A 20,499-nucleotide genomic window follows, 5' to 3' on the forward strand; every position below is an offset into this window, starting at 1 on the left:
CGAGTTCCTTTCCGTCGTCCGCGTGGGGTCGGTGGTGCCCGCGGTGTACCGGTGAGCGCTACCCCTCATGCGCCGGTACGCCTCATGCGCCGGCCCGGCCGCCGAGCAGCAGGTAGAGCACGGCCATCCGCACGCTTACCCCGTTGGCGACCTGTTCCACGATGGTGGAGCGGGGCGAGTCGGCGACCTCGGCGGAGATCTCCATGCCCCGGTTCATCGGTCCGGGGTGCATGACGATGGCGTGGGGAGGCAGCCGGCGCAGCCGGGAACCGTCGAGGCCGTAGCGGCGGGCGTACTCGCGGGCCGACGGGAAGTACGAGTCGGCCATCCGTTCGTGCTGCACCCGCAGCATCATCACCACGTCCGCGGTGGGCAGCGCCGCGTCCAGGTCGTAGCCGACCTGGACGCCGGGGGTGAGCGCGGTGGCGATCTCGACCGGGATCAGCGGCGGTGGCCCGACCAGGGTGATCTTGGCGCCGAGGGTGGCCAGCAGCAGGACGTTGGAGCGGGCGACCCGGCTGTGCAGCACGTCGCCGACGATCACCACGTGCAGGCCGGCCAGCCGGCCCAGCCGGGCCCGGATGGTGTACGCGTCGAGCAGCGCCTGGGTGGGGTGTTCGTGGGTGCCGTCGCCGGCGTTGACCACCGACCCGTCGACCCAGTTGGCCAGCCGGTGCGGGGCGCCCGAGGCGGGATGCCGGATGACCACCGCGTCGGCGCCCATCGCCTGCAGGGTGAGCGCGGTGTCCTTGAGGCTCTCGCCCTTGGAGACGCTGGAGCCCTTCGCCGAAAAGTTGATCACATCGGCGGACAGCCGCTTGGCCGCCGCCTCGAACGAGATGCGGGTCCGGGTGGAGTCCTCGTAGAACAGGTTGACCACGGTGCGCCCGCGCAGCGTGGGCAGCTTCTTGACCTCCCGGCCGGCCAACGCGGCGAGTTCGACGGCGGTGTCCAGGATCAGCGTGGCGCTGGCCGCGTCCAGGTCCGCGCCGGAGAGCAGGTGCTTGATCATCATCGGCCCCTGCCCTGCGGTCCGTAGAGCCGAACCTCGTCGACGCCATCGGTCTCGGCGAGCAGCACCTTGACGTTTTCGGTCAACGCGGTCGGAACGTTCTTGCCGACGTAGTCGGCCCGGATGGGTAGCCGTCGGTGCCCCCGGTCGACGAGCACGGCCAGTTGCACCGAGCTGGGCCGCCCCAGATCGCTGATCGCGTCCAGCGCCGCGCGCACGCTGCGGCCGGAATAGAGCACGTCGTCGACGAGGATCACCCGTTGACCGTCGATGCCGCCGGGCGGCAGGTCGGTCGGCCCGAGTGCCCGGGTGGCCTTGTGCCGCAGGTCGTCACGGTAGAGCGTGATATCGAGCACACCGAGGCCGACGCTGACGCCCTCGAAGGCACGGATCCGCTCGGCGAGGCGGCGCGCGAGCGGGACGCCTCGGGTGGGGATACCCAGCAGGACGGTGTCTTGCGCCCCGCTGGTCTTCTCCAGCACCTGATGGGCGATACGGTCGACCACGCGCTGAATGTCTGCGCTGGTCAAGATGGTCTTTACAGACGGTGTCAGCGCCGCCGGTGATTCGGTGGCCGGTGGGTAGGCCATGGCGGACCTCCTTCCCCGCCTCACGGGACGGGTCGTTAAAGGACGTCGGGTACCACCGGCCAGCGTCAGGCTGGTCAGCGGCCGGTCCGAAGGTTACCAGTGTCTCGGGCATGGACCGGTTCTGGGCACTGAGTGTCGCATCAGTAAGGCGAAATTCCGGGCAAGTCGTTACGATCTTGCCCACTGGCCGCCATTCACCACTTGACCACGCTTGCGAACCGCCGTACCGTCACGCTCCGTAGCGATCGCTGGGGAAAGCCCCGGGCAAGCACTGGGAGTGTCCGTATGCCCTCTGAGTACGCCAAGTCGTTGGGCGCCCGCCTGCGCTCCATCCGTCAGCAGCAGGGGCTGTCCCTGCAGGGGGTGGAGGAGAAGTCGAACGGGCGTTGGAAGGCTGTCGTCGTCGGTTCCTACGAGCGTGGGGACCGGGCAGTCACCGTCTCCCGCCTCGCCGAACTGGCCGACTTCTACCGGGTTCCGGTGTCGGAACTGCTGCCTGACGGCAGCGGTGTACGGCACGAACCCACCAGCAAGATCGTCCTGGACCTGGAGCGGCTGTACGACGAGGTCTCCGAGGACCTCGCCTACGTCGCCCGGTACGCCCGGGCGATCCAGCAGCAGCGCGGCGACTACAACGGCCGGGTGTTGTCCATCCGCGCCGACGATCTGCGCGCCTTGGCGATCGTGTACGACTCGTCGCCGTCCGGCCTCATCGAGCGGCTGAACGAGCACGGCGTACTGGTCGCCGACCCACGGGCGTTCTTCGCCTCCTGAGTACCGGCACCGGTGGGTGGGCGGTGACCTTCGCGAAGGTCACCGCCCGTCCGCCGATCACCGCCTAGTGCGGCGTGTACTCCGCGATCCGGTCGAGCAAACCGTTGAGGAACCGCGGTGAGTCGTCGGTCGACATCTGCCGGGCCAGCTCCACCGCCTCGGTGATCGCCACCGGGTCGTCGATCTCGTCGACGTAGAGCAGTTCGTACACCGCGATGCGGGCCAGGTTGCGGTCCACCACCGGCATCCGCTCCAGCGTCCACCCCTCGGCGTAGCTGCCGATCAACTCGTCGATCCGGTCGTGATGCTCGGCGACGCCCTCCACCAGGCCGATCGCGTAGTCGAGATGCTCCGGGCGGGGCGCCAGCCGCGCCACGTAGCCGACCAGCACCTGCTGCGGCGGCAGATCACGCAGGTCCGCCTCGTAGAGCACGTCCAAGGCCCGTTTACGCGCCTTGCGGCGCGCCGGCATCGGCGTCTTGGCTCCCTCGGCCATCAGGCGCGGCCGAGATAACGGCCGTCGCGCGTATCGACCTTGATCTTCTCGCCGGTGGTGATGAACAGCGGTACCTGCACCGTGGCACCGGTCTGCACCGTCGCCGGTTTGTTGCCGCCGGTCGACCGGTCGCCCTGCAGGCCGGGCTCGGTGTAGGTGATCTCCAGGACCACGCTGGTGGGCAACTCGATGTACAGCGGGACACCCTCGTGAGTGGCGACGGTCGCCTCGGCCTCGGGCAGCAGGTAGTTCGCGGCCTCACCGACCGTGCCGCCGGGCACCGGGATCTGGTCGTACGTTTCCAGATCCATGAAGACGTAGTCTTCGCCGTCGGCGTACAGGTACTGCATGGTCCGCTTGTCGACGGTGGCGGTGTCGACCTTGGTGCCCGCGTTGAAGGTCTTGTCGACCACCTTGCCGGAGAGCACGTTCTTCAGGGTGGTGCGCACGAAGGCGCCGCCCTTGCCGGGCTTGACGTGCTGGAACTCCACGACGGACCACAGCTCGCCGTCGAGGTTGAGAACCAGCCCGTTCTTCAGGTCATTGGTGGTGGCCATTTCCTGCCTTGATCTTCAATTAGCGGACGGACCCGCCAAGTCTATCGGGCAGGCCAGGACCGCCGGGAATGGGCAGCGGCGAGCGCGGCGACGTGCAGCAGCGCCAGCCGGTAGCCGTCGACGCCGAGGCCGGCGATCACCCCGGTCGCCACCGCCGACACCACCGAATGGTGCCGGAAGGCCTCCCGGGCGTGGATGTTGGAGATGTGCACCTCGACCAGCGGGCCGCGCAGCAGCGCGCAGGCGTCGCGGACCGCGTACGAGTAGTGCGACCAGGCACCCGGATTGAGCACCACCGCCGCCTCGACGTCGGCCGCCGCGTGCAACCAGCCGAGCATCTCGTGTTCGGCGTCGGTCTGGCGCACCTCGACATCGAGCCCGGCGTCGCGGCCGACCTGCTCACACATCGCCACCAGGTCGGCGTAGCTGGTCGACCCGTACACGTCGACCTGGCGGCTGCCCAGCCGGCCCAGGTTCGGTCCGTTCAGCACGTACGTCTTCATGCCGCCGCCACCTGCCGGTACGCCTCGGCCAGCAGCTCGTCGGGCGGGCCGTCGAGGATCCCCGGTCGGGCCAACTCGTCCAGCACCACCAGCCGCAGCCGGCTGCCCCGGGCCTTCTTGTCCACCCGCATCGTGGCCAGCAGATCCGGCCAGGCGTCGGCACGGTAGCCGGTCGGCAACCCGAGTGCGGTCAACACCGCCGCGTGCCGGTCGGCGACCCCGGCGTCGAGGCGTCCGGCCAGCCGGGCCAGCGTCGCCGCGTACACCAGGCCGACCGACACGGCGTGCCCGTGCCGCCAGCGGTAACCTTCCACCTTCTCGATCGCGTGCGCCAGGGTGTGCCCGTAGTTGAGCACCTCACGCAGGCCCGACTCGCGCAGATCGTCACCGACCACGTCGGCCTTGACCCGGACAGCGCGCTCGATCAGCTCACGCACGGCGGGGCCGGCCGGGCTCGCGGCGGCCGCCGGATCGGCCTCGATCAGGTCCAGGATCGCCGGATCGGCGATGAACCCGCACTTGACCACCTCCGCCAGCCCGGCCACCAGGTCCACCGGCGGCAGGCTGGCCAGCAGATCCAGGTCGGCCAGCACCCCGGCCGGTGGATGGAAGGCACCGACGAGGTTCTTGCCGGCGGCGGTGTTGACGCCGGTCTTGCCGCCCACCGCCGCGTCGACCATACCGAGCAGGCTGGTCGCGACCGGCACCCAGCGGACCCCGCGCAGCCAGCAGGCGGCGACGAACCCGGCGACGTCGGTCACCGCACCGCCGCCGACCCCGACCACCGCGTCGGTACGGGTGAAACCGGCCGCCCCGAGCGCGGCCCAGCAGTTCGCAGCCACGTCGATCGACTTGCCGGCCTCGGCGTCGGGCACCTCCACCAGCAGCGGACGGACCCCGGCGCCGGCGCACGCCGTGGCGATCCGCTCGGCGGGCGCCGTCAGCGGCGGGGCGTGCAGCACCGCCACCCGGTCCGCGCCGGGCAGCAGGTCGGGCAGGCTGGCGAGCAGGTCGCGGCCGACCAGCACGTCGTACGGGCGGTCGCCGGGCACCGGGATGCGGGTCGTGGAGTCCATCGCGGCCGAGCCTAGTCCCCGACCGGGCCGGCGGTCTTCAGCAGCATCGCCACGTCGGCGGCAACCTGCTCCGGGGTACGCCCGTCGGTGATCACCCGGTGGGTGGCGACCTGCTCGTAGAGCGGGCGGCGCTGGTCCAGCAGGTGCTTGAGGGTGGCCCGTGGGTTGAGCGCCAGCAGCGGCCGGCCGGTGCCGAGGCCGACCCGACGGACCGCGTCGGCCAGGTCGACACTCAGGTAGACAACGGTCTGCCCGGCCAGAACTGCCCGGTTCTCCGCCGCGAGGATCGCGCCGCCGCCGAGCGCCAGCACGCCCGGAAAGGTACGCGTCGCGGCCCGGACCGCCGCGCGTTCCAGCGCCCGGAAATGATCTTCGCCGTCGTCGACGAAGATCTCCGGGATCGGTTTGCCGGCGGCGGCCTCGATGTCGGTGTCGGTGTCGCGGAACTCACAGCCCAGCAACGCGGCGAGTGCCAGGCCGGTGCTGGTCTTGCCGGCACCGGGCGCCCCGACCAGCACACAGACCGGAGCCATCAGCGGATCACCAGATGGTCGAGATACCCGGACAGGTTACGGCGGATCTCGGCGACCGAGTCACCACCGAACTTCTCGGTCAACGCCTCGGCCAGCACCAACGCCACCATCGACTCGGCGACGATGGCGGCGGCCGGCACCGCGCACACGTCGGAACGCTGGTTGATCGCGGTCGCCGGCTCGCCGGTGGCCACGTCGACGGTGGACAACGCCCGGCTGAGCGAGGAGATCGGCTTCATCGCCGCCCGGACCCGCAACGGCTCACCGGTGGAGATACCGCCTTCGAGGCCGCCCGCGCGGTCGGTCACCCGGCGTACCCCGGCAGCGGTGGGGATGATCTCGTCGTGCGCGGCCGAGCCGCGCGAACGGGCCTGCTGCCAGGCGTCGCCGATCTCCACGCCCTTGATCGCCTGGATCGACATCAGCGCGGCGGCCAACCGGGCGTCGAGCTTGCGATCCCACTGCACGTGGCTGCCCAACCCCGGCGGTACGCCGTAGGCGAGCACCTCCACGACGCCGCCGAGGGTGTCGGCGTCGGCCTTGGCCGCGTCGACCTCGGCGACCATCCGCGCGCTGGCGTCCGGATCGGCGCAGCGCAGCGGGTCCGCGTCGATGCGCTCGGCGTCTTCGGGACGCGGCTGCAGGCCGGGCTTGGCCACGACGGTGCCCAGTTCGACGACGTGCGAGACGATGTCGACGCCGAGTGCCTGCCGGCACAACGCCTTGGCCACGGTGCCGACCGCGACCCGGGCGGCGGTCTCCCGGGCGCTGGCCCGTTCCAGGATCGGCCGAGCGTCGGTGTGGCCGTACTTCTGCATGCCGGCGAGGTCGGCGTGTCCCGGCCGGGGCCTGGTCAGCGGCGCGTTGCGGGCCTGGTCGGCCAACTCCTGGGGATCGACCGGGTCGGCGGCCATCACGGTGCGCCACTTCGGCCACTCCGAGTTGCCCACCCGGATCGCCACCGGGCTGCCGAGCGTCACCCCGTGCCGCAGCCCACCGACGATCTCGATCTCGTCCTGTTCGAACTTCATCCGGGCACCGCGGCCGTAGCCGAGTCGGCGACGGGCCAGCTCGCGGCCGATCTCGGCGCTGGTCACCTCGATCCCGGCGGGGACGCCCTCCAGCATCGCGACCAGCGCGACCCCGTGCGATTCACCTGCAGTCAGCCAGCGCAACACGTCGGAAAGTGTGACACGGCCCGGTCCGGGCGCCGCGCGTGTACCGGCACCGTCCCGACCTCCGGAACATCGTCCAGCTCAGCTGCCGTACGGTGGGTTCAAGATCCGGGGGGTGGTTCGTGCCGTACGACATCCGCCGCCGTCCGGTGGCGCTGCTCACCCTGCTCGGCGCGCTCACCGCCATCGGACCGTTGTCGGCCGACACGTACCTGCCGGCACTCCCGGTGATCACCGACGATCTGTCCGCCGCACCGGCCCGGGTGCAGCTGTCGCTGACCACCTGCCTGATCGGGGTGGCGCTCGGGCAACTGGTCAGTGGCCCGCTCAGCGACCGGTGGGGCCGCCGCGGACCGGTGCTCGCCGGCACCGCCGGCTACGTGCTGATCACACTCGCCTGTGCGGCCGCTCCCACCGCCGAGGTGCTCGCCGGGCTGCGCCTGGTGCAGGGTGTCGCCGGCGGGGTCGGGGTGGTGGTGGGCCGTACGGTGGTGCGGGACCTGTACTCCGGCGCGGAGGCGGCCCGGTTCTTTTCACGACTGCTGATCATTTTCGGGGTGGCGCCGATCGCCGCGCCGGTGCTGGGCGCGGTGGTACTGCGGATCACCTCCTGGCGCGGCATCTTCGTCGCGCTGGCGGTGATCGCCACCCTACTCATCGCAGCGCTGGCCCGGTGGCTTCCGGAGACCCTGCCGGTGGAGCGGCGCAATCCCGACGGGCTCGCCGGCACCGCCCGCGCTGCCCGGTCGCTGGTCACCGACCGGGCCTACCTCGGGTACGCGCTCACCCAGGGGCTCGCCTTCGCCGGCCTGTTCGCCTACCTCGGTGGTTCGTCGTACGTGCTGCAGGACGGGTTCGGACTGTCCCCCACCACGTACAGCATGGTCTTCGGCGCCAACGCGCTCGGGATGATCGTGCTCGGCCAGCTCAACGCCCGGCTGGTGCGCAGCCGTGCGCCCCGCACGCTGTTCGTCGGGGCGCTGGTCGCCGGGCTGGTGGCGGCCGGTCTACTCGTCGCCGGCGCGGCCACCGGTGAGTTGTGGCTGGTCCTTGTCCCGCTGGCCGGCTACGTCTCGACCCTCGGCATGTTGATGCCCAACGGCACGGCGCTCGCACTCGAGGACCACGCCCGGCACGCCGGCACCGCGGCGGCGTTGCTGGGCGCCATCCAGTCGGGTATCGGTTCCCTGGCCGCACCGCTGGTCGGGCTGGCCGGCACCACCAGCGCCGTGCCGATGGCACTGGTCATCGTCGCGGCGGCGACGCTGTCACTGACCGCCGTGCTGACGCTGGCCCGGCGCCGGCCCGGCTGAACGGGGCGGCGTACAGCGCGGCCCGCATCGCCGCCACCGGCGCGGTCACCCCGGTGAACTGCTCGAACTGCCCTACCGCCTGGGCCAGCAGCAGATCCAGGCCGGACACCACCGTGGTGCCGGCGGCGGTGGCGGCAACGGCCAGCGGGGTCGGCCACGGGTCGTACAGCGCGTCGAAGAAGACCTTCACCGAAGCCCAGGCCAGGTGGGCTGCCAGCGGATCGGCGATCCCCTTGGGCACCGTCGAGATCAGCACGTCGGCATCGGCCGCTGCCTGTGGCGCCGCGGTCCAGTCGGATCCGCCGACCGGTACGCCGAGCGCCGCCGCGACCGGTGCCAGTTCGTCGATCGCGGCCGCTCGGCGGGCGATCACGACGACTCCGGTGGCGGCCAGCGCGGCGGCGGCGGCCAGCGCGGCACGGGCGGTGCCACCGGCGCCGAGTACGGCGATCCGGGCGCCTGGTCGCACGCCCGCCTCGCGCAGCACGGCGACCATGCCGGGCACGTCGGTGTTGTCGGCGAACCAGCCGCCGTCGGGCCGGCGTACCAGGGTGTTGGCCGCGCCGACCGCGACCGCGACCGGCGACGCGTCGACGGCGACCGCCAGCGCCGCTTCCTTCAGCGGCATGGTGAGCGACAACCCGGCCCACTGCGGGCCGAGCCCGGCCACCAGGTCCGCCAGCTCCGTCTCGGCGCACTCGGTCGCGGTGTAGCTCCAGCCGGACAGTCCGGCGGCCCGGTAACCGGCGTTGTGGATCACCGGGGACAGTGAGTGGGCGATCGGTTTACCGAGCACACCGGCCCGCCAGCTGCCGGTCCGGCGGACGCCGTCCAGGGCGGCACCCGCCGGCTCAGAGGATGCCATTCTCCCGGGCGATCTGAATGTTGGCGTTGTGTTCGTCCAGGGTCTCCGCGAACGCCGAGCGACCTTCCTTGTCGATGGCGACGAAGTAGTGCCAGTCCGCGTCGGGCGGGTCGACCGCCCCTTCGAGCGCGACCTTGCCGGGGTTGTTGATCGGGGTGGGCGGCAGCCCGCTGTGGGCGTGGGTGCTGTACGGGTTGCTGTCGTCGTACAACTCGTCGCGGGTCATGTCCTTGGAGGCCTTGGTCGGCTGGCCGGTCAGCTCCCAGTAGTAGTTGACCGTGACGTCGAACTGCAGGCAACTACAGGGAAAGGAACCGCTGTACACCCGGTTGTAGGCGACCCGGGCCACCTTGGCGAGGTCCTCGGCGATGCCGGCCTCGGCCTGGGCGAGCGAGGCGACGATCAACGCCTCGTACGGGCTGATTCCGCCCCGCTCCGCCTGCACCCGCTCGGCGAACTCCATCTCACCGGTGACCGTGAGGAACCGGTCGACCATCAGCTTCAGGATGTCAGTCGCGGTGAGGTTGGGATCGAAGTCGTAGGTGTCGGGAAAGAGGAACCCTTCAGCGGAGGCGTCCACCTGCTTGCCGTCGGTGCGGGTCAGCCACCAGTCGGGTATCCCGAGCGCGAGCGGGTCAGCGGCCGCCGCGGCGAACTCCTCGGCCGGGATGTCGGTCGCCTCGGCCAGGGCCTGGTACATCTGCTTGGCGGTGCGCCCCTCCGGGATGGTGATCCGGTTGGACACCTTGTTCTCCAGATCGAGCAGCAGGCTCAGCGCCGTCGCCGCGCTCATCTGCAGACGCAGTCGGTAGAACCCGGGCTGGATGTTCTGGCTACGGGAGTTGGTCCTGGCCTCGCTGGTGAACGCCTTGGTGCTCTTGACCACCCCGGCCTCGACGAGCGTGTTGCCGATGTCGGTGGCGGTGTCACCCGGGCGCACCTGCACGACCACCTCACCGGTGCCGCCGCCGTCGTAGTCGGGGGTGGTGAGGAAGGACTGCACCCGGTCGAAGCCGTACCATACCCCGCCACCGAGCGCGCCGAGCAGCAGCAAGGTGACCAGCAAGGCGGCGACGGTCTTGCCCCGGCCACCGCCGGCGGACTTCTTGCGGCGGGCACCGCGCCGGTGCCGGCCCTTCTCCGCCCGGTCCTCGAAGGCAAGGTCCAGTTCGTCGATCATCACATCCGCCTCCGCTGCGCATCCAGCCAGCTCTGCAGGATCTCCACGGCAGCCGCCTGATCGACCACCGCGCGCTGGCGCCGCCCTCGGACACCTCGCTCGGACAGCCTACGGCTAGCGACCACCGTCGACATCCTTTCGTCGGTCATCAGAACGGGAATCGGTGCAATCGCCACGGTCAGTGACTGGACGTATGCCTTGACAGCCTCGGCGGCCGGGCCAAGGCGGCCGGCGAGGTTGACCGGCAGGCCGACGATAACCTCGTTCACCTCGTATTCGTCTGCTATTTGGACAATTTTCGCGATATCGGCCGGAGTCGCCGACGGCTCCAGCCGGCGGCCGTCTCGGGGCACCGTCATCAGCGGAGTGGCCAGGATGCCGTCCGGGTCGCTGATCGCCAGTCCGACCCGGACCTGCCCCACGTCGACGCCGAGTCGCCGGCCGCGCCGCGGCATCACGCCGACGCGGCGATCGCCTGCTCGACGGCGGCCAGCAAGCTGGGCGCCTCGGCCGCTGGCAGCCCGCCGCCCTGGGCCAGCTCGGCGTTACCACCGCCCCGACCGTGCAGGGCGCCTTTGACCAGCTCCGCCGCTGACAGGCCACGGCTCTTGCCCGCCGCGTTGACCGCCACCACCATCGACGCCTTGCCGTTGGCCCGCGCGACGACCGCGACCGCCGCTGGCCGACTCGGATCGATCTTTGCGCGGATCTCCTGGGCGAGGGTCCGTACCTCGTTACCGGCGGTGCCCTCGGGTGCCTGCGTGCCGACGTAGGCGACTCCGCGCACGTCCCGGGCCTGCTCCGCGAGCGTCGCCGCGCCGCCGAGGACCAGCTGCCCGCGCAGCTTCTCCAGCTCTTTCTCCGCGTCGCGCAGCTGGGTGACGGTCTGCTGTACCCGGTCGACGACCTGGTCGGCCGGCACCCGGTACAGCTCGGCCAGTCGGGCCACCAGCAGGTGCTCGCGGGCCAGGAAGTCGAATGCGTCGATGCCGACCAGTGCCTCGACCCGCCGGACTCCCGACCCGATCGACGACTCGGAGAGGATCTTCACCATGCCGAGCTGCGCCGAACGGGTCACGTGCGTGCCGCCGCACAGCTCGCGGGCGTAGTCACCGACCTCGACGACCCGCACCTCGTCGCCGTACTTCTCACCGAACAGCGCCATCGCGCCCAACCGGCGCGCCTCGTCCTGGGTGGTGAGGAACGCAGACACCTCCAGGTCTCGCAGTAGCACCTCGTTGACCTGCTGCTCGATGTCGTGCAGGACCGACGGCGAGACCGCGCCGGGGGTGTTGAAGTCGAAGCGCAGCCGTCCGGGCGCGTTCAGCGAACCGGCCTGGGTGGCCGACTCGCCGAGGAAGTTACGCATGGTCTGGTGCACCAGGTGGGTCGCGGTGTGCGAGCGGGATATCGCCCGCCGCCGGGGGATGTCGATCTCGGCGTACGCCGTCTCGCCGGCGCGCAGCTCGCCGCGGACCACCCGGGCGGAGTGCACGATCAGCCCCGGCACCGGGGACTGCACGTCGAAGATCTCCACCTGCCCGGCACCGACGGTGAGCAGCCCGGTGTCCGGCTGCTGGCCGCCGCCCTCGGCGTAGAACGGGGTGCTGTCCAGCACCAGCTCGACCACGTCACCCTCACTGGCGGCCGGCAGCACCGCACCGCCCGCGCCGAGCAGGGCGCGTACCGTCGACTCGCGGGCCACCTCGGCGTAGCCGGTGAACTCCACCGGGCCACCGGAGTCCAGCACCCCCCGATAGGCGGACATGTCGACGTGACCGGTCTTGCGCGCCTGCGCGTCCGCCTTGGCCCGGGAGCGCTGCTGCGCCATCAGCCGGCGGAATCCGTCCTGGTCGACGGCCAGTCCCTGCTCACCGGCGATTTCCAGGGTCAGGTCGATCGGGAAGCCGTACGTGTCGTGCAGCTGGAACGCCTTGTCCCCGGACAGCTGCCGGCCACCGGCCGACTTGGTCTCGGTGATCGCGGTGTCCAGGATCGTGGTTCCGGCGCGCAGCGTCGCGAGGAAGGCGTCCTCCTCGGCGTACGCGTAGGACGAGATCCGCTCGAAGTCGGCGGCCAGCTCGGGGTAGGACGGCGCCATGCAGTCCCGGGCCACCGGCAGCAGCTCCGGCAACGCGCGTTCCTGCCAGCCGAGCAATCGCACCGCCCGGATCGCCCGACGCGTGATCCGGCGCAGCACGTAGCCGCGGCCCTCGTTGGACGGGGTCACCCCGTCGCCGATCAGCATCAGCGCGGTCCGCACGTGGTCGGCGATCACCCGCAGCCGTACGTCGTCGGGGTGCGACTCGCTCGCCGCGGGTCCGGAACCGGCGCCGTAGCGTTTACCGGTGAGCTGGGCGGCCCGGTCCAGGATCGGGCGTACCTCGTCGATCTCGTAGAGGTTGTCCACCCCTTGCAGAATCGACGCGATCCGCTCCAAGCCCATGCCGGTGTCGATGTTCTTCTGCGGCAGGCCGCCAACGATCTCGAAGACCTCCTTGCTCTGGACGTTGGTGATCTCGTACTCCATGAAGACGAGATTCCAGAACTCGAGAAAGCGGTCCTCGTCGACGTCCGGGCCACCGTCCGACCCGTACGCCGGGCCCCGGTCGTAGAACAGCTCGGAGCACGGACCGGCCGGGCCGGGAATGCCCATCGACCAGAAGTTGTCCTTGTTGCCCCGGCGCACGATCCGCCGAGCCGGCACTCCGGTCCGCTGCCAGATGTCGGCCGCCTCGTCGTCGAGGTAGACGGTGACCCAGATCCGCTCCGGGTCCATGCCGAACCCGCCGTCGGACACCGGCCTGGTGACCAGGTTCCAGGCGAGCGGGATCGCCCCTTCCTTGAAATAGTCGCCGAACGAGAAGTTGCCGTTCATCTGGAAGAAGGTGCCGTGCCGGGAGGTCCTGCCGACCTCGTCGATGTCCGGGGTACGCAGACACTTCTGCACGCTTGCCGCCCGCGGGTACGGCGGGGTCCGCTGGCCCAGGAAGTACGGCACGAACTGCACCATGCCCGCGTTGATGAACAGCAGATTCGGATCATCGATCGCGGGCAGCGGAGCGGACGGCACAACGGCGTGGCCGTTACCCTCGAAGTACGCGAGGAACCGCCGCTTGATCTCCGCCGTCTTCACCGGGCGTCCTCCTGGGGAAAGATCTCGTCGTCACCGATACGCGGGTCGCCCCGCAGCTCGGCGAACTGGTCGTCGAAGGCCACGCCTTCGGCGAACGCCGCCTGGATCTGCTGCTCGCGCTCGACCATGCCCTCGCGTACGTCTTCCACGAAGGTACGGACCGACTCGACCAGGCCGCCAGCGGATTCCGACAGCGAGGCGGCGATGCCGGACGGGGAGTACGACTGGGCGGTACGGCTCAGTTTACGGACGACGAGCGCACCGACGGCGAGCCCGACGCCGAGCCACAGCAGGCGTTTCATCAGGGCGTCCTCCCGTCATCCGGCGTTGCGCCGGGCCGCCCGGCGCCGCTGCTTGAGTTCCGTACGCACGTCACGCTCGGTCTCGGCATGCCGGCGAGCGGCCGCCGCACGACGCACGCCGTATCCGAAGGCAGCCACCTTGACCAGCGGATTCGCCGCTGCCGCGGACACCACAGTGGCCAGGTTCGCGACGTTGGCCGTGACGTTCTGAGCGTGGCCGGTCATCGTGTCGATCTTGGCAAGCTGGATGTTGACCCCGTCCAGGGTGGTGTGCACCTGGCCGAGCGCGGTGTTCACGTTCTCCATCGAGGTGTTCACCTGGCCGAGCAGCGGACCGGTACGGTCGTTCAGGTCGTTGATGGCCCGGGTGGCCGCGTCCACGGTGTGCCGCAGGCGCAGGATCGGCACCGCGAGCACGAGCGCCAGCATCAGGAACGCACCAGCTGCCACCAGCGCCGCGATCTGCCCACCGTCCATGCCTGTCCTCCTCGTTCACCCGCTGCTCCGGCCAGCTTCGATCAGTGCTCCGGCCGGCTTGGGTCAGCGCACGCTGCACCACCGTGCAGACCCTACCGTCAGTGATGGCGGTCCGCTCACGACGGTTCCGTCTCCAGGTCCAGCAGCGGGTCGTCGGTGAAGATCGGGTCCGGATCCTCGCCGGTGAGCGACGGGTCGATACTCGGCTGCGGCTTCATCCGGTCGTCGCCGATCGCGTTGCGTACCTTGATCGAGACCACCGATCCGGTGCAGGTCTCCTCCGGAGGCGCCGCTGGGGCGTCGCCGGCGTCCTCGTCGGCGTCGCCGTCGGCCGGCGGTTCGACCGTGGGCCGCTGCGCCAGCAAATCGTCGGAGCAGGCCGGGGGCCGGACCCACAGGTCAAGGGTCAACTCGTCCCGGGTCCAGCAGGTGTACTGCCCGTCGACCGGTTGGGACGGGCAGAGTTCGACCTCCCACGGCAGCCAGCCCGCGTCACTGAGTGCCGCGGTGTAGACCTGGGCGGTCTCCTCGGTGCCCCGCTCGGAGGCGCTGGTGCGTTCCCGGAACCGGCAGTCGATCAGGCACCATCGGCTGCCGCTGACCGCGTCGGTGCTCTCCCCCGCCGCCCACTGCGGCACGTCGAGCCGGTCCAGTGAGTTGAAGACGGGATCCCGGGTCGCCGCCCGGATGCCGAAGTAGAGCGGAAGGGCGGCCAGTACCAGTACCGCGACCATGATGAGGGCGACAGCGCGCAGTTTGCGGTGCTGCGGGCTGAGTCCCCCCGGCTCGCTGCTTTCGCCGCCGGTTCCGATGTCTGTCTCGTCCGCCGGACCCATTGCTGCCGGACGGGGCCGTTCCCCGACGGCGCGCGGCAACTCCCCCGAATCGGAGGTGTTGACCGACGGGCGTCGAGTCACCATGGTCGGCAGGTCGGCGTGCGGGGTACCGCCGCGCGCCGGGTGCCCGCCGGGTCCACCAGGCCGGCCAGGTCCGCCGGGGCCAATGCCGCCCGGACCCATGCCGCCCGGACCCATGCCGCCCGGACCCATGCCGCCCGGCGCGTCACCGGGCACGGGACGCGGGCCGGGGCCGGTCTCCGGCCGGGACATCGGTGCGGGGCGCGGGCGTGCCTCGGGCGACGGTCCGCCGGGCCGGACCGGAGCTGACACCGCCGCACGGGCGATCGGCGGACCGGACATCGGTCGCGGTGGACCAGACATCGGCTGCGGTGGACCAGACATCGGCTGCGGTGGACCAGACATCGGCTGGGCCGGGCCACCCGAGGTCGGCCGCGGTGGAGGGCCGGAGGTGGGCTGCGGTGGCCCGCCCGACGTCGGCCGCGGCGGCCCGGACATCGGCCGCGGCACACCCGAGGTGGGCTGGCTGCCTCCCGCCGATGGCGGTGTGAACGGACCGGGCGCGGACGGCGCGGACGCGACACCGCCGGGACGGGGCGGTCCCGGTGGGCGCGACTGGGTGCTGGGGAAGGGAATCGGGCCGGAAACCGCACCCCCGGCGGCGGTCGGACCGGCCGGGCCTGAGGCCGGCGGACGCGCGTGACCAGTCGGCGGCCCCGGCGGCGGTCCGGCCAGGGCGGCGTTCGGCGGACCGGCGGGCCGGTTTTCCGGACGCGGCACCGGCTCCGGCGGACCGGCCGGCCGACGATGGCCCGGCTGTTGCGCCCCACCGGGTCCGGGAACGACCGGGGCGGCGGCACGGCTCTCCCGGTTCGGCCGATCTGGCTGTCCGTGGGAGGGACGGGCGCTGACCGGTGACACCGGGGCGACCGGCGAGCCGGGACCGGGCAGCGGCGGCACCGGACCCGGCAGCGGTCCGGACGCAGCGGGATACGCCCGGCCTGGCCCGGGCCGTCCGTCACCGTCCGGCCCGGGCCAGGCCTGTTCCGACTCGCCAGCGGGGGAAGCGTGTCGTCCTGCCCGTGGCCGTTGTGCCGCCGGGCCGCCACTTTCCGCCCCGGCCGGCCGGGTCCATCCGCCGGTCGGTTCGTCCGGCGATTCCGGTGCCCGTCGTCGGCCGACGGGCGGTTTGGCCTGGGATGGCGCGGCGGCCGGCGGCGGGCCGGCGGCCGATCCCGGTGCCGGGCGCCGAGTACCGGACGGCCCGGTCGGCACACCCGGCGGGCCCTGTGGTGCCCGCTCGGCGGGCCGCCCGGCGTCTGGCAATGGCGGAGCGTTTCCGGACTGCGGAACCACCGGCCCGGCCGTACCGGGCCGCCGGAAGGCGTCCGGAACGGAGCGTCCAGGGCGCGGATCGATCTGGTGTGCTCCGGCCACCCGTGGGTCGACCTGCCCGGCGGGCCGGGAGTCGCCGGCACGGGGGTCGACCTGCCCACGGCCACGACCGGGCTCCGGACCACGACCGGGCTCCGGACCACGACCGGGCTCCGGACCACGACCAGATTGTGGCTCGGGCCGGGCGGTGGGAGCCCGGTTCGCGAGCTCGTCGGGCCGCGTGCGCGGCACCGACCCGGCTAGCCCTTCCCCGCCGGGTCCGATGTCGATCCGCTGTTCCTTCGCCGTACGCAGATCGTCGAGCCAGCCGATTTCCTCTCCGCTGACCTCCTCCTCGACTGGTGCCCCCCGACCCCAGCGGCGGCCCTTGGCCTTGGCCTCCCGGCGCTCGTCGGGTTCCTCAGGGCGCTCAGCACCGCGCGCTCTCACTGCTGTACCTCCCCGGCAGCCTGACTGCCGCTGTCATCGGACCCCGCACCGGTGTCGGCCACCGGGCTGGACGCGCCACGCACGATCCGGCGCAGCACCGGCAACCGCGCGGCGACCGCGCGTTCGGCACCGTGCTCCGTCGGTCGGTAGTAGTCAACACCGGCGAGTTCGTCCGGTGGATACTGCTGGGTGAGCACCCCACGATGATCGTCGTGCGGGTAGTGGTAGCCACGCCCATGGCCGAGCCCGCGTGCGCCGGAATAGTGGCCGTCACGCAGGTGCGCTGGAACGGCCCCGCCCTTACCAGCCCGTACGTCGGCGACCGCGGCCGCCAACGCGGTGGTCGCGGAGTTGGACTTCGGGGCGGTGGCGAGATGGATCGTGGCCTGGGCCAGGTTGAGCTGTGCCTCGGGCAGGCCGACGTACTCGACCGCGTGTGCGGCGGCGGTGGCCACCGACAGGGCGCCCGGGTCGGCCATGCCGACGTCCTCGCTGGCGAAGATCACCATCCGGCGGGCGATGAACCGGGCGTCCTCCCCCGCCACCAGCATCCGGGCCAGCCAGTGCAGCGCCGCGTCGACGTCAGAGCCCCGCATGCTCTTGATGAACGCACTGGTCACGTCGTAGTGAGCGTCGCCATCCCGGTCGTAGCGCACCGCCGCGACATCGATTGCCTGCTCTGCGGTGCTCAGGTCGATCTCGTCGGCGTCGCGGGCGGCAGCCGCTGCCGCGGCGGCTTCCAGCGCGGTCAGCGCCTTGCGTACGTCGCCACCGGCCAACCGGACCAGATGGTCCTCGGCGGCCTTCGCAAGTCGTCGCCGGCCGCCGAGTCCGCGCTCGTCGGTCACCGCGCGCCGCAACAGGCCACGAACCGCGTCGGCGTCCAACGGCCGCAGGGTAAGCAGGACACACCGCGACAATAGTGGCGAAATAACCGAAAAGTGAGGATTTTCGGTAGTTGCGGCCAACAGCGTCACCGTCCGGTCCTCGACGGCCGCCAACAACGAATCCTGTTGGGTCTTGCTGAACCGGTGAACCTCGTCGATGAACAGCACGGTCGGCAGGCCGCCGGTACGGCGCTGCCGCCGCGCCTCGTCTATCACCGCGCGCACGTCGCGAACACCGGCGGACAACGCCGACATGGCCACGAACCGGCGATTGGTCGCCCGGGCCACCAGATGGGCGACCGTGGTCTTGCCACACCCGGGCGGCCCCCAGAGGATCACCGACATCGGTGCGTCGCCGGTCACGAGTTGCCGCAGCGGCGCGCCCGGAGCGAGCAGATGATCCTGGCCGATCAGCTCGTCGATGCTCGCCGGTCGCATCCGTACCGGCAGTGGAGCGGTGTCCGCGCCGGTCCCGCCGACTCCACGGTCCATTCCCGCAGCGCCGCCGGCCGGCGGCGCTGCGGGCAGCCCGCCCGCGGCGGAAACGGAGAAGAGGACGTCGGACTCCATCAACAAGACAGTACCGGCCCGATCTCGGACGCCGGAAATGCGCCGAGATCGGACCGGCGAGCAATGACGTGGCGCGCCCGGCTCAGCCGCGGCCGGGCCGGCGGCCCCGGTACCAGCGACCGCCTCCGGTGCTGCCGCGACCCACACCGGCGAAGTACAGGGCGAGGCAGAACAGGCCGATCAGCACCAGCGTGTTCCAGTTGAACAGGTCCGGGGCACCAAGATCGGAGTTGAGCAGGTCGAGCAGCAGAGCGAAACCAAAGACAACCGCCGCGACGATGGCGAGCATGAAATCCTCCTGGGGGGTTCAGTCGGTCGGCCACTCCATACCCAACGGCGGCGCCGGCCAATCCAGGTTGGACCGCATCACTGGTGGTCAACCGAGGTCACGGCCACGTACGGCGGGTCGGCCGGCGTCGTCGCCGTCGCCGCCAGCGCTGGCTGTGGCGATGGCGACGACGGCCGGGCGGAGCGGCGCGGAGCGACCAGGTACAGCGGTGCGGCGGCGGCCAGGGCAACGGCGCCGACCAGCATGGCGATGCTGGTGGTCAGCGCCCCGGCGATACCGGTCAGCACGAGCAGGCCGAGCGCACCCGCTGGCTGCGAGACCATCGAGTTGAGCGACACCAGGCTGGTGCGATACCGCCCTTGCGCCTGCCGGTGCAGCAGACCCATGTGCAACGGGTTTGCCGCCCCGTGCACGGCGTAACAGAGCAGGTACGCGACCACCACGGCGGCCGGGCCGGCGAACAACGCCATCGCCACCACGGTGGCGCCCTGCAGTACGCGTAGCACCGCAGCGGCGACCGGCGCGCCGACCCAGCGACTCACCACGGCCGCGCCGGCCGCCCCCGCCGCCGAGGCCACCCAGGCGGCAGTGCCGACCGGCCCGAGCCAGACAGCGGCCCGGTCGGCGTCACCCACCACCTCGGCCAGCCGGACCGGCATCAACGTCTCGAAGGCGACCATGCCGAATCCCCAGAACAACTCGACCGAGACCAGCGCGAGCACCACCCGGGACCGACGCAGCAGACCGGCGGCACCGGCGATGGCGTGCGACATGTCACGTACCGACGCGCGCAGCGCCCCGACCCCGGCTGCCGGGCGGACCTCGACCATCAGTCGGGCCACCGCCACCAAACCGGCAATCTGCAGCGCCACGGCAGCCAGCGCTGGCAGGGTCAACGCCGAGGCCGGGCCGATCCCGCCGACGGCCGGCAGCCCGCCGGTCGCCACCAGAGCGCCCGCGGCCAGCGCTCCGGCGGCGATGGCGAGGCCGCCGACCACTCCCCCAGCGCTGAGGCCCCGCTCGATGTCCGCGTCCGGTTCGACGGCCAGCGTCGCGTCCACGTACCAGGATTCCAGCGGACCGCTCTCCAACGCCCGGAAGATCCCCTGCAACGCCAGGACGACGACGAACATCGCGACCGAGTCGGCGACGACGAACATCGCCAGCGACACCAGATGCGTCACCGCCGCGGCGAGCAGCACCGGCTTACGCCCGAGTGCGTCGGCCAGACCACCGGTGGGCAACTCGAACCCGAGTACCACGAACCCTTGGACCGCCATGACCATGCCGACCTGGGGCAGGGACAGCCCACGCTCCAGCATGAACAGCACCATCACCGGGATCAGCAGGCCGGTCGGCAGCCAGCGCAGACCGAGCAGGAGCAGGTAGCGGTGACGGACCTGGGTGGTGGCCAGACCCGGCGGGTCGCCGCTCACGGCCGCTGCTCCGGTGCCGTGCCGGCCCGGCCGCCGCCACTGACACGTGGAAAGCCGTACGTGTAGAGCATCACCTGCTCGGCCGCCCCCTCGCCCGGACCGGGGTCGACGCGGAAGCGCTCGACGACCGCATGGAGTTCGGTGTTGAGCCGCCGCAGCTGATCCGGGGTCAGCGTCAACACGTAGTCGGAGTACTCAGCGGCGTCGCGCCATCGGGCCGGATAGCCGTCACGGGCGGCGTGCCAGTCCTCCGCATTGCGGACGAACTGCTGCACGAAGTAGCTGTTCAGCCAGTCGGCGGCGGCGCGGGCGTCCGGGTCGTCGTCGAACGAGGTGTTGTGCCACGACGAAACCTGGTGCACCGACCGCCACCAGCGCTCGCGACCGGTGCCCCGGGTCGGCTCCTCGCGTACCAGCCCAGCGTCGGCCAGCTTGCGCAGGTGGTAGCTGGTGGCTCCGGTGTTCGTGCCGAGTTCGTGGGCGAGCGCGGTGGCGGTCGCCGGGCCGTCCAGGCGCAGCGCGCCGAGTAGCCGCAGCCGCAGTGGATGGGCCAGGGCACGGACCTGCTCCGGGCCGAGCCAGACCGTCGACAGTTGCTCGTCCATGTCGCTCACGTCGTCCATGCCAAGCACACTATCTTTGCAGAA

At 71.5% G+C, this 20,499-nt stretch carries 21 protein-coding genes; 2 read left to right on the plus strand and 19 right to left on the minus strand.

Annotated elements, in window-relative coordinates:
- Positions 1-82: 82 nt before the first annotated feature.
- A complete protein-coding gene (locus tag ACN27F_RS04490; protein ID WP_421439961.1) occupies positions 83-1,012 on the minus strand; it encodes an aspartate carbamoyltransferase catalytic subunit in 930 nt (309 codons plus the stop codon).
- Entirely contained in the window at positions 1,012-1,602 is a 591-nt protein-coding gene (gene pyrR, locus ACN27F_RS04495) for a bifunctional pyr operon transcriptional regulator/uracil phosphoribosyltransferase PyrR (protein ID WP_421431339.1), read from the minus strand. Before pyrR ends, ACN27F_RS04490 begins: the two co-directional genes overlap by 1 nt.
- 285 nt (positions 1,603-1,887) lie before the next feature.
- Here pyrR and ACN27F_RS04500 point away from each other — a divergent pair, with 285 nt between their 5' ends.
- Positions 1,888-2,376 (plus strand): transcriptional regulator, encoded by a 489-nt coding sequence (locus ACN27F_RS04500; protein ID WP_278116601.1) that lies wholly within the window; start codon positions 1,888-1,890, stop codon positions 2,374-2,376.
- A 64-nt stretch (positions 2,377-2,440) separates the two neighbouring features.
- Here ACN27F_RS04500 and nusB read toward each other — a convergent pair whose 3' ends face one another.
- From nusB to aroC, 6 genes are read right to left on the minus strand one after another with little or no spacing between them, the layout of a single operon-like run.
- Positions 2,441-2,848 carry a transcription antitermination factor NusB gene (gene nusB / locus ACN27F_RS04505; protein ID WP_421431340.1) on the minus strand — a complete coding sequence of 136 codons (408 nt, stop codon included), beginning with the start codon at positions 2,846-2,848 and terminating at the stop codon, positions 2,441-2,443.
- Between the two features lie 23 nt (positions 2,849-2,871).
- A complete protein-coding gene (efp, locus tag ACN27F_RS04510) occupies positions 2,872-3,429 on the minus strand; it encodes an elongation factor P (protein ID WP_421431341.1) in 558 nt (185 codons plus the stop codon).
- A gap of 41 nt (positions 3,430-3,470) precedes the next feature.
- Positions 3,471-3,932, minus strand: a complete 462-nt coding sequence (gene aroQ, locus ACN27F_RS04515; protein ID WP_421431342.1) for a type II 3-dehydroquinate dehydratase — start codon at positions 3,930-3,932, stop codon at positions 3,471-3,473.
- Complete coding sequence (gene aroB / locus ACN27F_RS04520) at positions 3,929-5,008, minus strand: 3-dehydroquinate synthase (protein ID WP_421431343.1); 1,080 nt, start codon at positions 5,006-5,008, stop codon at positions 3,929-3,931. The genes aroQ and aroB overlap by 4 nt, the downstream gene beginning before the upstream one ends.
- An 11-nt stretch (positions 5,009-5,019) precedes the next feature.
- Positions 5,020-5,541 carry a shikimate kinase gene (locus ACN27F_RS04525; protein WP_421431344.1) on the minus strand — a complete coding sequence of 174 codons (522 nt, stop codon included), beginning with the start codon at positions 5,539-5,541 and terminating at the stop codon, positions 5,020-5,022.
- The gene (aroC, locus tag ACN27F_RS04530; protein WP_421431345.1) at positions 5,541-6,719 is read right to left on the minus strand and encodes a chorismate synthase; all 1,179 of its coding nucleotides are present in this window, start codon (positions 6,717-6,719) and stop codon (positions 5,541-5,543) included. The genes ACN27F_RS04525 and aroC overlap by 1 nt, the downstream gene beginning before the upstream one ends.
- Before the next feature lie 119 nt (positions 6,720-6,838).
- Between aroC and ACN27F_RS04535 the strand changes: the two genes are divergently transcribed.
- Positions 6,839-8,029: a multidrug effflux MFS transporter gene (locus ACN27F_RS04535; protein ID WP_421431346.1), complete on the plus strand. Its 1,191-nt coding sequence runs from the start codon at positions 6,839-6,841 to the stop codon at positions 8,027-8,029.
- Here ACN27F_RS04535 and ACN27F_RS04540 read toward each other — a convergent pair.
- The 11 genes from ACN27F_RS04540 to ACN27F_RS04590 form a co-directional block, all read right to left on the minus strand.
- Positions 7,962-8,894, minus strand: a complete 933-nt coding sequence (locus ACN27F_RS04540) for a shikimate dehydrogenase (RefSeq protein ID WP_421431347.1) — start codon at positions 8,892-8,894, stop codon at positions 7,962-7,964. The genes ACN27F_RS04535 and ACN27F_RS04540 overlap by 68 nt on opposite strands.
- Entirely contained in the window at positions 8,881-10,074 is a 1,194-nt protein-coding gene (mltG, locus tag ACN27F_RS04545; RefSeq protein ID WP_421431348.1) for an endolytic transglycosylase MltG, read from the minus strand. Before mltG ends, ACN27F_RS04540 begins: the two co-directional genes overlap by 14 nt.
- The gene (gene ruvX, locus ACN27F_RS04550) at positions 10,074-10,529 is read right to left on the minus strand and encodes a Holliday junction resolvase RuvX (RefSeq protein ID WP_421431349.1); all 456 of its coding nucleotides are present in this window, start codon (positions 10,527-10,529) and stop codon (positions 10,074-10,076) included. Before ruvX ends, mltG begins: the two co-directional genes overlap by 1 nt.
- Positions 10,529-13,210, minus strand: coding sequence for an alanine--tRNA ligase (gene alaS, locus ACN27F_RS04555; RefSeq protein ID WP_421431350.1), 2,682 nt, complete (start codon positions 13,208-13,210; stop codon positions 10,529-10,531). The genes ruvX and alaS overlap by 1 nt, the downstream gene beginning before the upstream one ends.
- Positions 13,207-13,512: a hypothetical protein gene (locus tag ACN27F_RS04560; RefSeq protein WP_421431351.1), complete on the minus strand. Its 306-nt coding sequence runs from the start codon at positions 13,510-13,512 to the stop codon at positions 13,207-13,209. The genes alaS and ACN27F_RS04560 overlap by 4 nt, the downstream gene beginning before the upstream one ends.
- Positions 13,513-13,527: 15 nt before the next feature.
- On the minus strand, positions 13,528-13,989 hold the full coding sequence (locus ACN27F_RS04565; protein WP_421431352.1) for a DUF948 domain-containing protein: 462 nt from the start codon (positions 13,987-13,989) through the stop codon (positions 13,528-13,530).
- A 116-nt stretch (positions 13,990-14,105) separates the two neighbouring features.
- On the minus strand, positions 14,106-14,825 hold the full coding sequence (locus ACN27F_RS04570; protein ID WP_421439963.1) for a hypothetical protein: 720 nt from the start codon (positions 14,823-14,825) through the stop codon (positions 14,106-14,108).
- Positions 14,826-16,666: 1,841 nt separating this feature from the next.
- Complete coding sequence (locus ACN27F_RS04575) at positions 16,667-18,127, minus strand: replication-associated recombination protein A (protein ID WP_421431353.1); 1,461 nt, start codon at positions 18,125-18,127, stop codon at positions 16,667-16,669.
- A gap of 82 nt (positions 18,128-18,209) precedes the next feature.
- Positions 18,210-18,416 carry a hypothetical protein gene (locus tag ACN27F_RS04580; RefSeq protein WP_421431354.1) on the minus strand — a complete coding sequence of 69 codons (207 nt, stop codon included), beginning with the start codon at positions 18,414-18,416 and terminating at the stop codon, positions 18,210-18,212.
- A 77-nt stretch (positions 18,417-18,493) separates the two neighbouring features.
- Positions 18,494-19,852 carry an MFS transporter gene (locus ACN27F_RS04585; protein ID WP_421431355.1) on the minus strand — a complete coding sequence of 453 codons (1,359 nt, stop codon included), beginning with the start codon at positions 19,850-19,852 and terminating at the stop codon, positions 18,494-18,496.
- A complete protein-coding gene (locus ACN27F_RS04590; RefSeq protein ID WP_421431356.1) occupies positions 19,849-20,475 on the minus strand; it encodes a helix-turn-helix domain-containing protein in 627 nt (208 codons plus the stop codon). The genes ACN27F_RS04585 and ACN27F_RS04590 overlap by 4 nt, the downstream gene beginning before the upstream one ends.
- Positions 20,476-20,499: the final 24 nt, after the last annotated feature.

The sequence above is a fragment of the Solwaraspora sp. WMMB335 genome (assembly GCF_049179075.1).
Lineage (GTDB): Bacteria > Actinomycetota > Actinomycetes > Mycobacteriales > Micromonosporaceae > Micromonospora_E.

Bases quoted from the DNA above. Each gene is read 5' to 3' on its own strand.
- ACN27F_RS04560 (WP_421431351.1), bottom strand. From the start codon at position 13,512: ATGAAACGCCTGCTGTGGCTCGGCGTCGGGCTCGCCGTCGGTGCGCTC.
- ACN27F_RS04590 (WP_421431356.1), bottom strand. From the start codon at position 20,475: ATGGACGACGTGAGCGACATGGACGAGCAACTGTCGACGGTCTGGCTC.
- ACN27F_RS04565 (WP_421431352.1), bottom strand. From the start codon at position 13,989: ATGGACGGTGGGCAGATCGCGGCGCTGGTGGCAGCTGGTGCGTTCCTG.
- aroB (WP_421431343.1), bottom strand. From the start codon at position 5,008: ATGGACTCCACGACCCGCATCCCGGTGCCCGGCGACCGCCCGTACGAC.
- ACN27F_RS04580 (WP_421431354.1), bottom strand. From the start codon at position 18,416: ATGCTCGCCATCGTCGCGGCGGTTGTCTTTGGTTTCGCTCTGCTGCTC.
- nusB (WP_421431340.1), bottom strand. From the start codon at position 2,848: ATGCCGGCGCGCCGCAAGGCGCGTAAACGGGCCTTGGACGTGCTCTAC.
- pyrR (WP_421431339.1), bottom strand. From the start codon at position 1,602: ATGGCCTACCCACCGGCCACCGAATCACCGGCGGCGCTGACACCGTCT.
- ACN27F_RS04490 (WP_421439961.1), bottom strand. From the start codon at position 1,012: ATGATCAAGCACCTGCTCTCCGGCGCGGACCTGGACGCGGCCAGCGCC.
- ruvX (WP_421431349.1), bottom strand. From the start codon at position 10,529: ATGCCGCGGCGCGGCCGGCGACTCGGCGTCGACGTGGGGCAGGTCCGG.
- ACN27F_RS04540 (WP_421431347.1), bottom strand. From the start codon at position 8,894: ATGGCATCCTCTGAGCCGGCGGGTGCCGCCCTGGACGGCGTCCGCCGG.
- efp (WP_421431341.1), bottom strand. From the start codon at position 3,429: ATGGCCACCACCAATGACCTGAAGAACGGGCTGGTTCTCAACCTCGAC.
- aroQ (WP_421431342.1), bottom strand. From the start codon at position 3,932: ATGAAGACGTACGTGCTGAACGGACCGAACCTGGGCCGGCTGGGCAGC.
- ACN27F_RS04570 (WP_421439963.1), bottom strand. From the start codon at position 14,825: ATGGGTCCGGCGGACGAGACAGACATCGGAACCGGCGGCGAAAGCAGC.
- ACN27F_RS04525 (WP_421431344.1), bottom strand. From the start codon at position 5,541: ATGGCTCCGGTCTGTGTGCTGGTCGGGGCGCCCGGTGCCGGCAAGACC.
- ACN27F_RS04500 (WP_278116601.1), top strand. From the start codon at position 1,888: ATGCCCTCTGAGTACGCCAAGTCGTTGGGCGCCCGCCTGCGCTCCATC.
- mltG (WP_421431348.1), bottom strand. From the start codon at position 10,074: ATGATCGACGAACTGGACCTTGCCTTCGAGGACCGGGCGGAGAAGGGC.
- ACN27F_RS04575 (WP_421431353.1), bottom strand. From the start codon at position 18,127: ATGGAGTCCGACGTCCTCTTCTCCGTTTCCGCCGCGGGCGGGCTGCCC.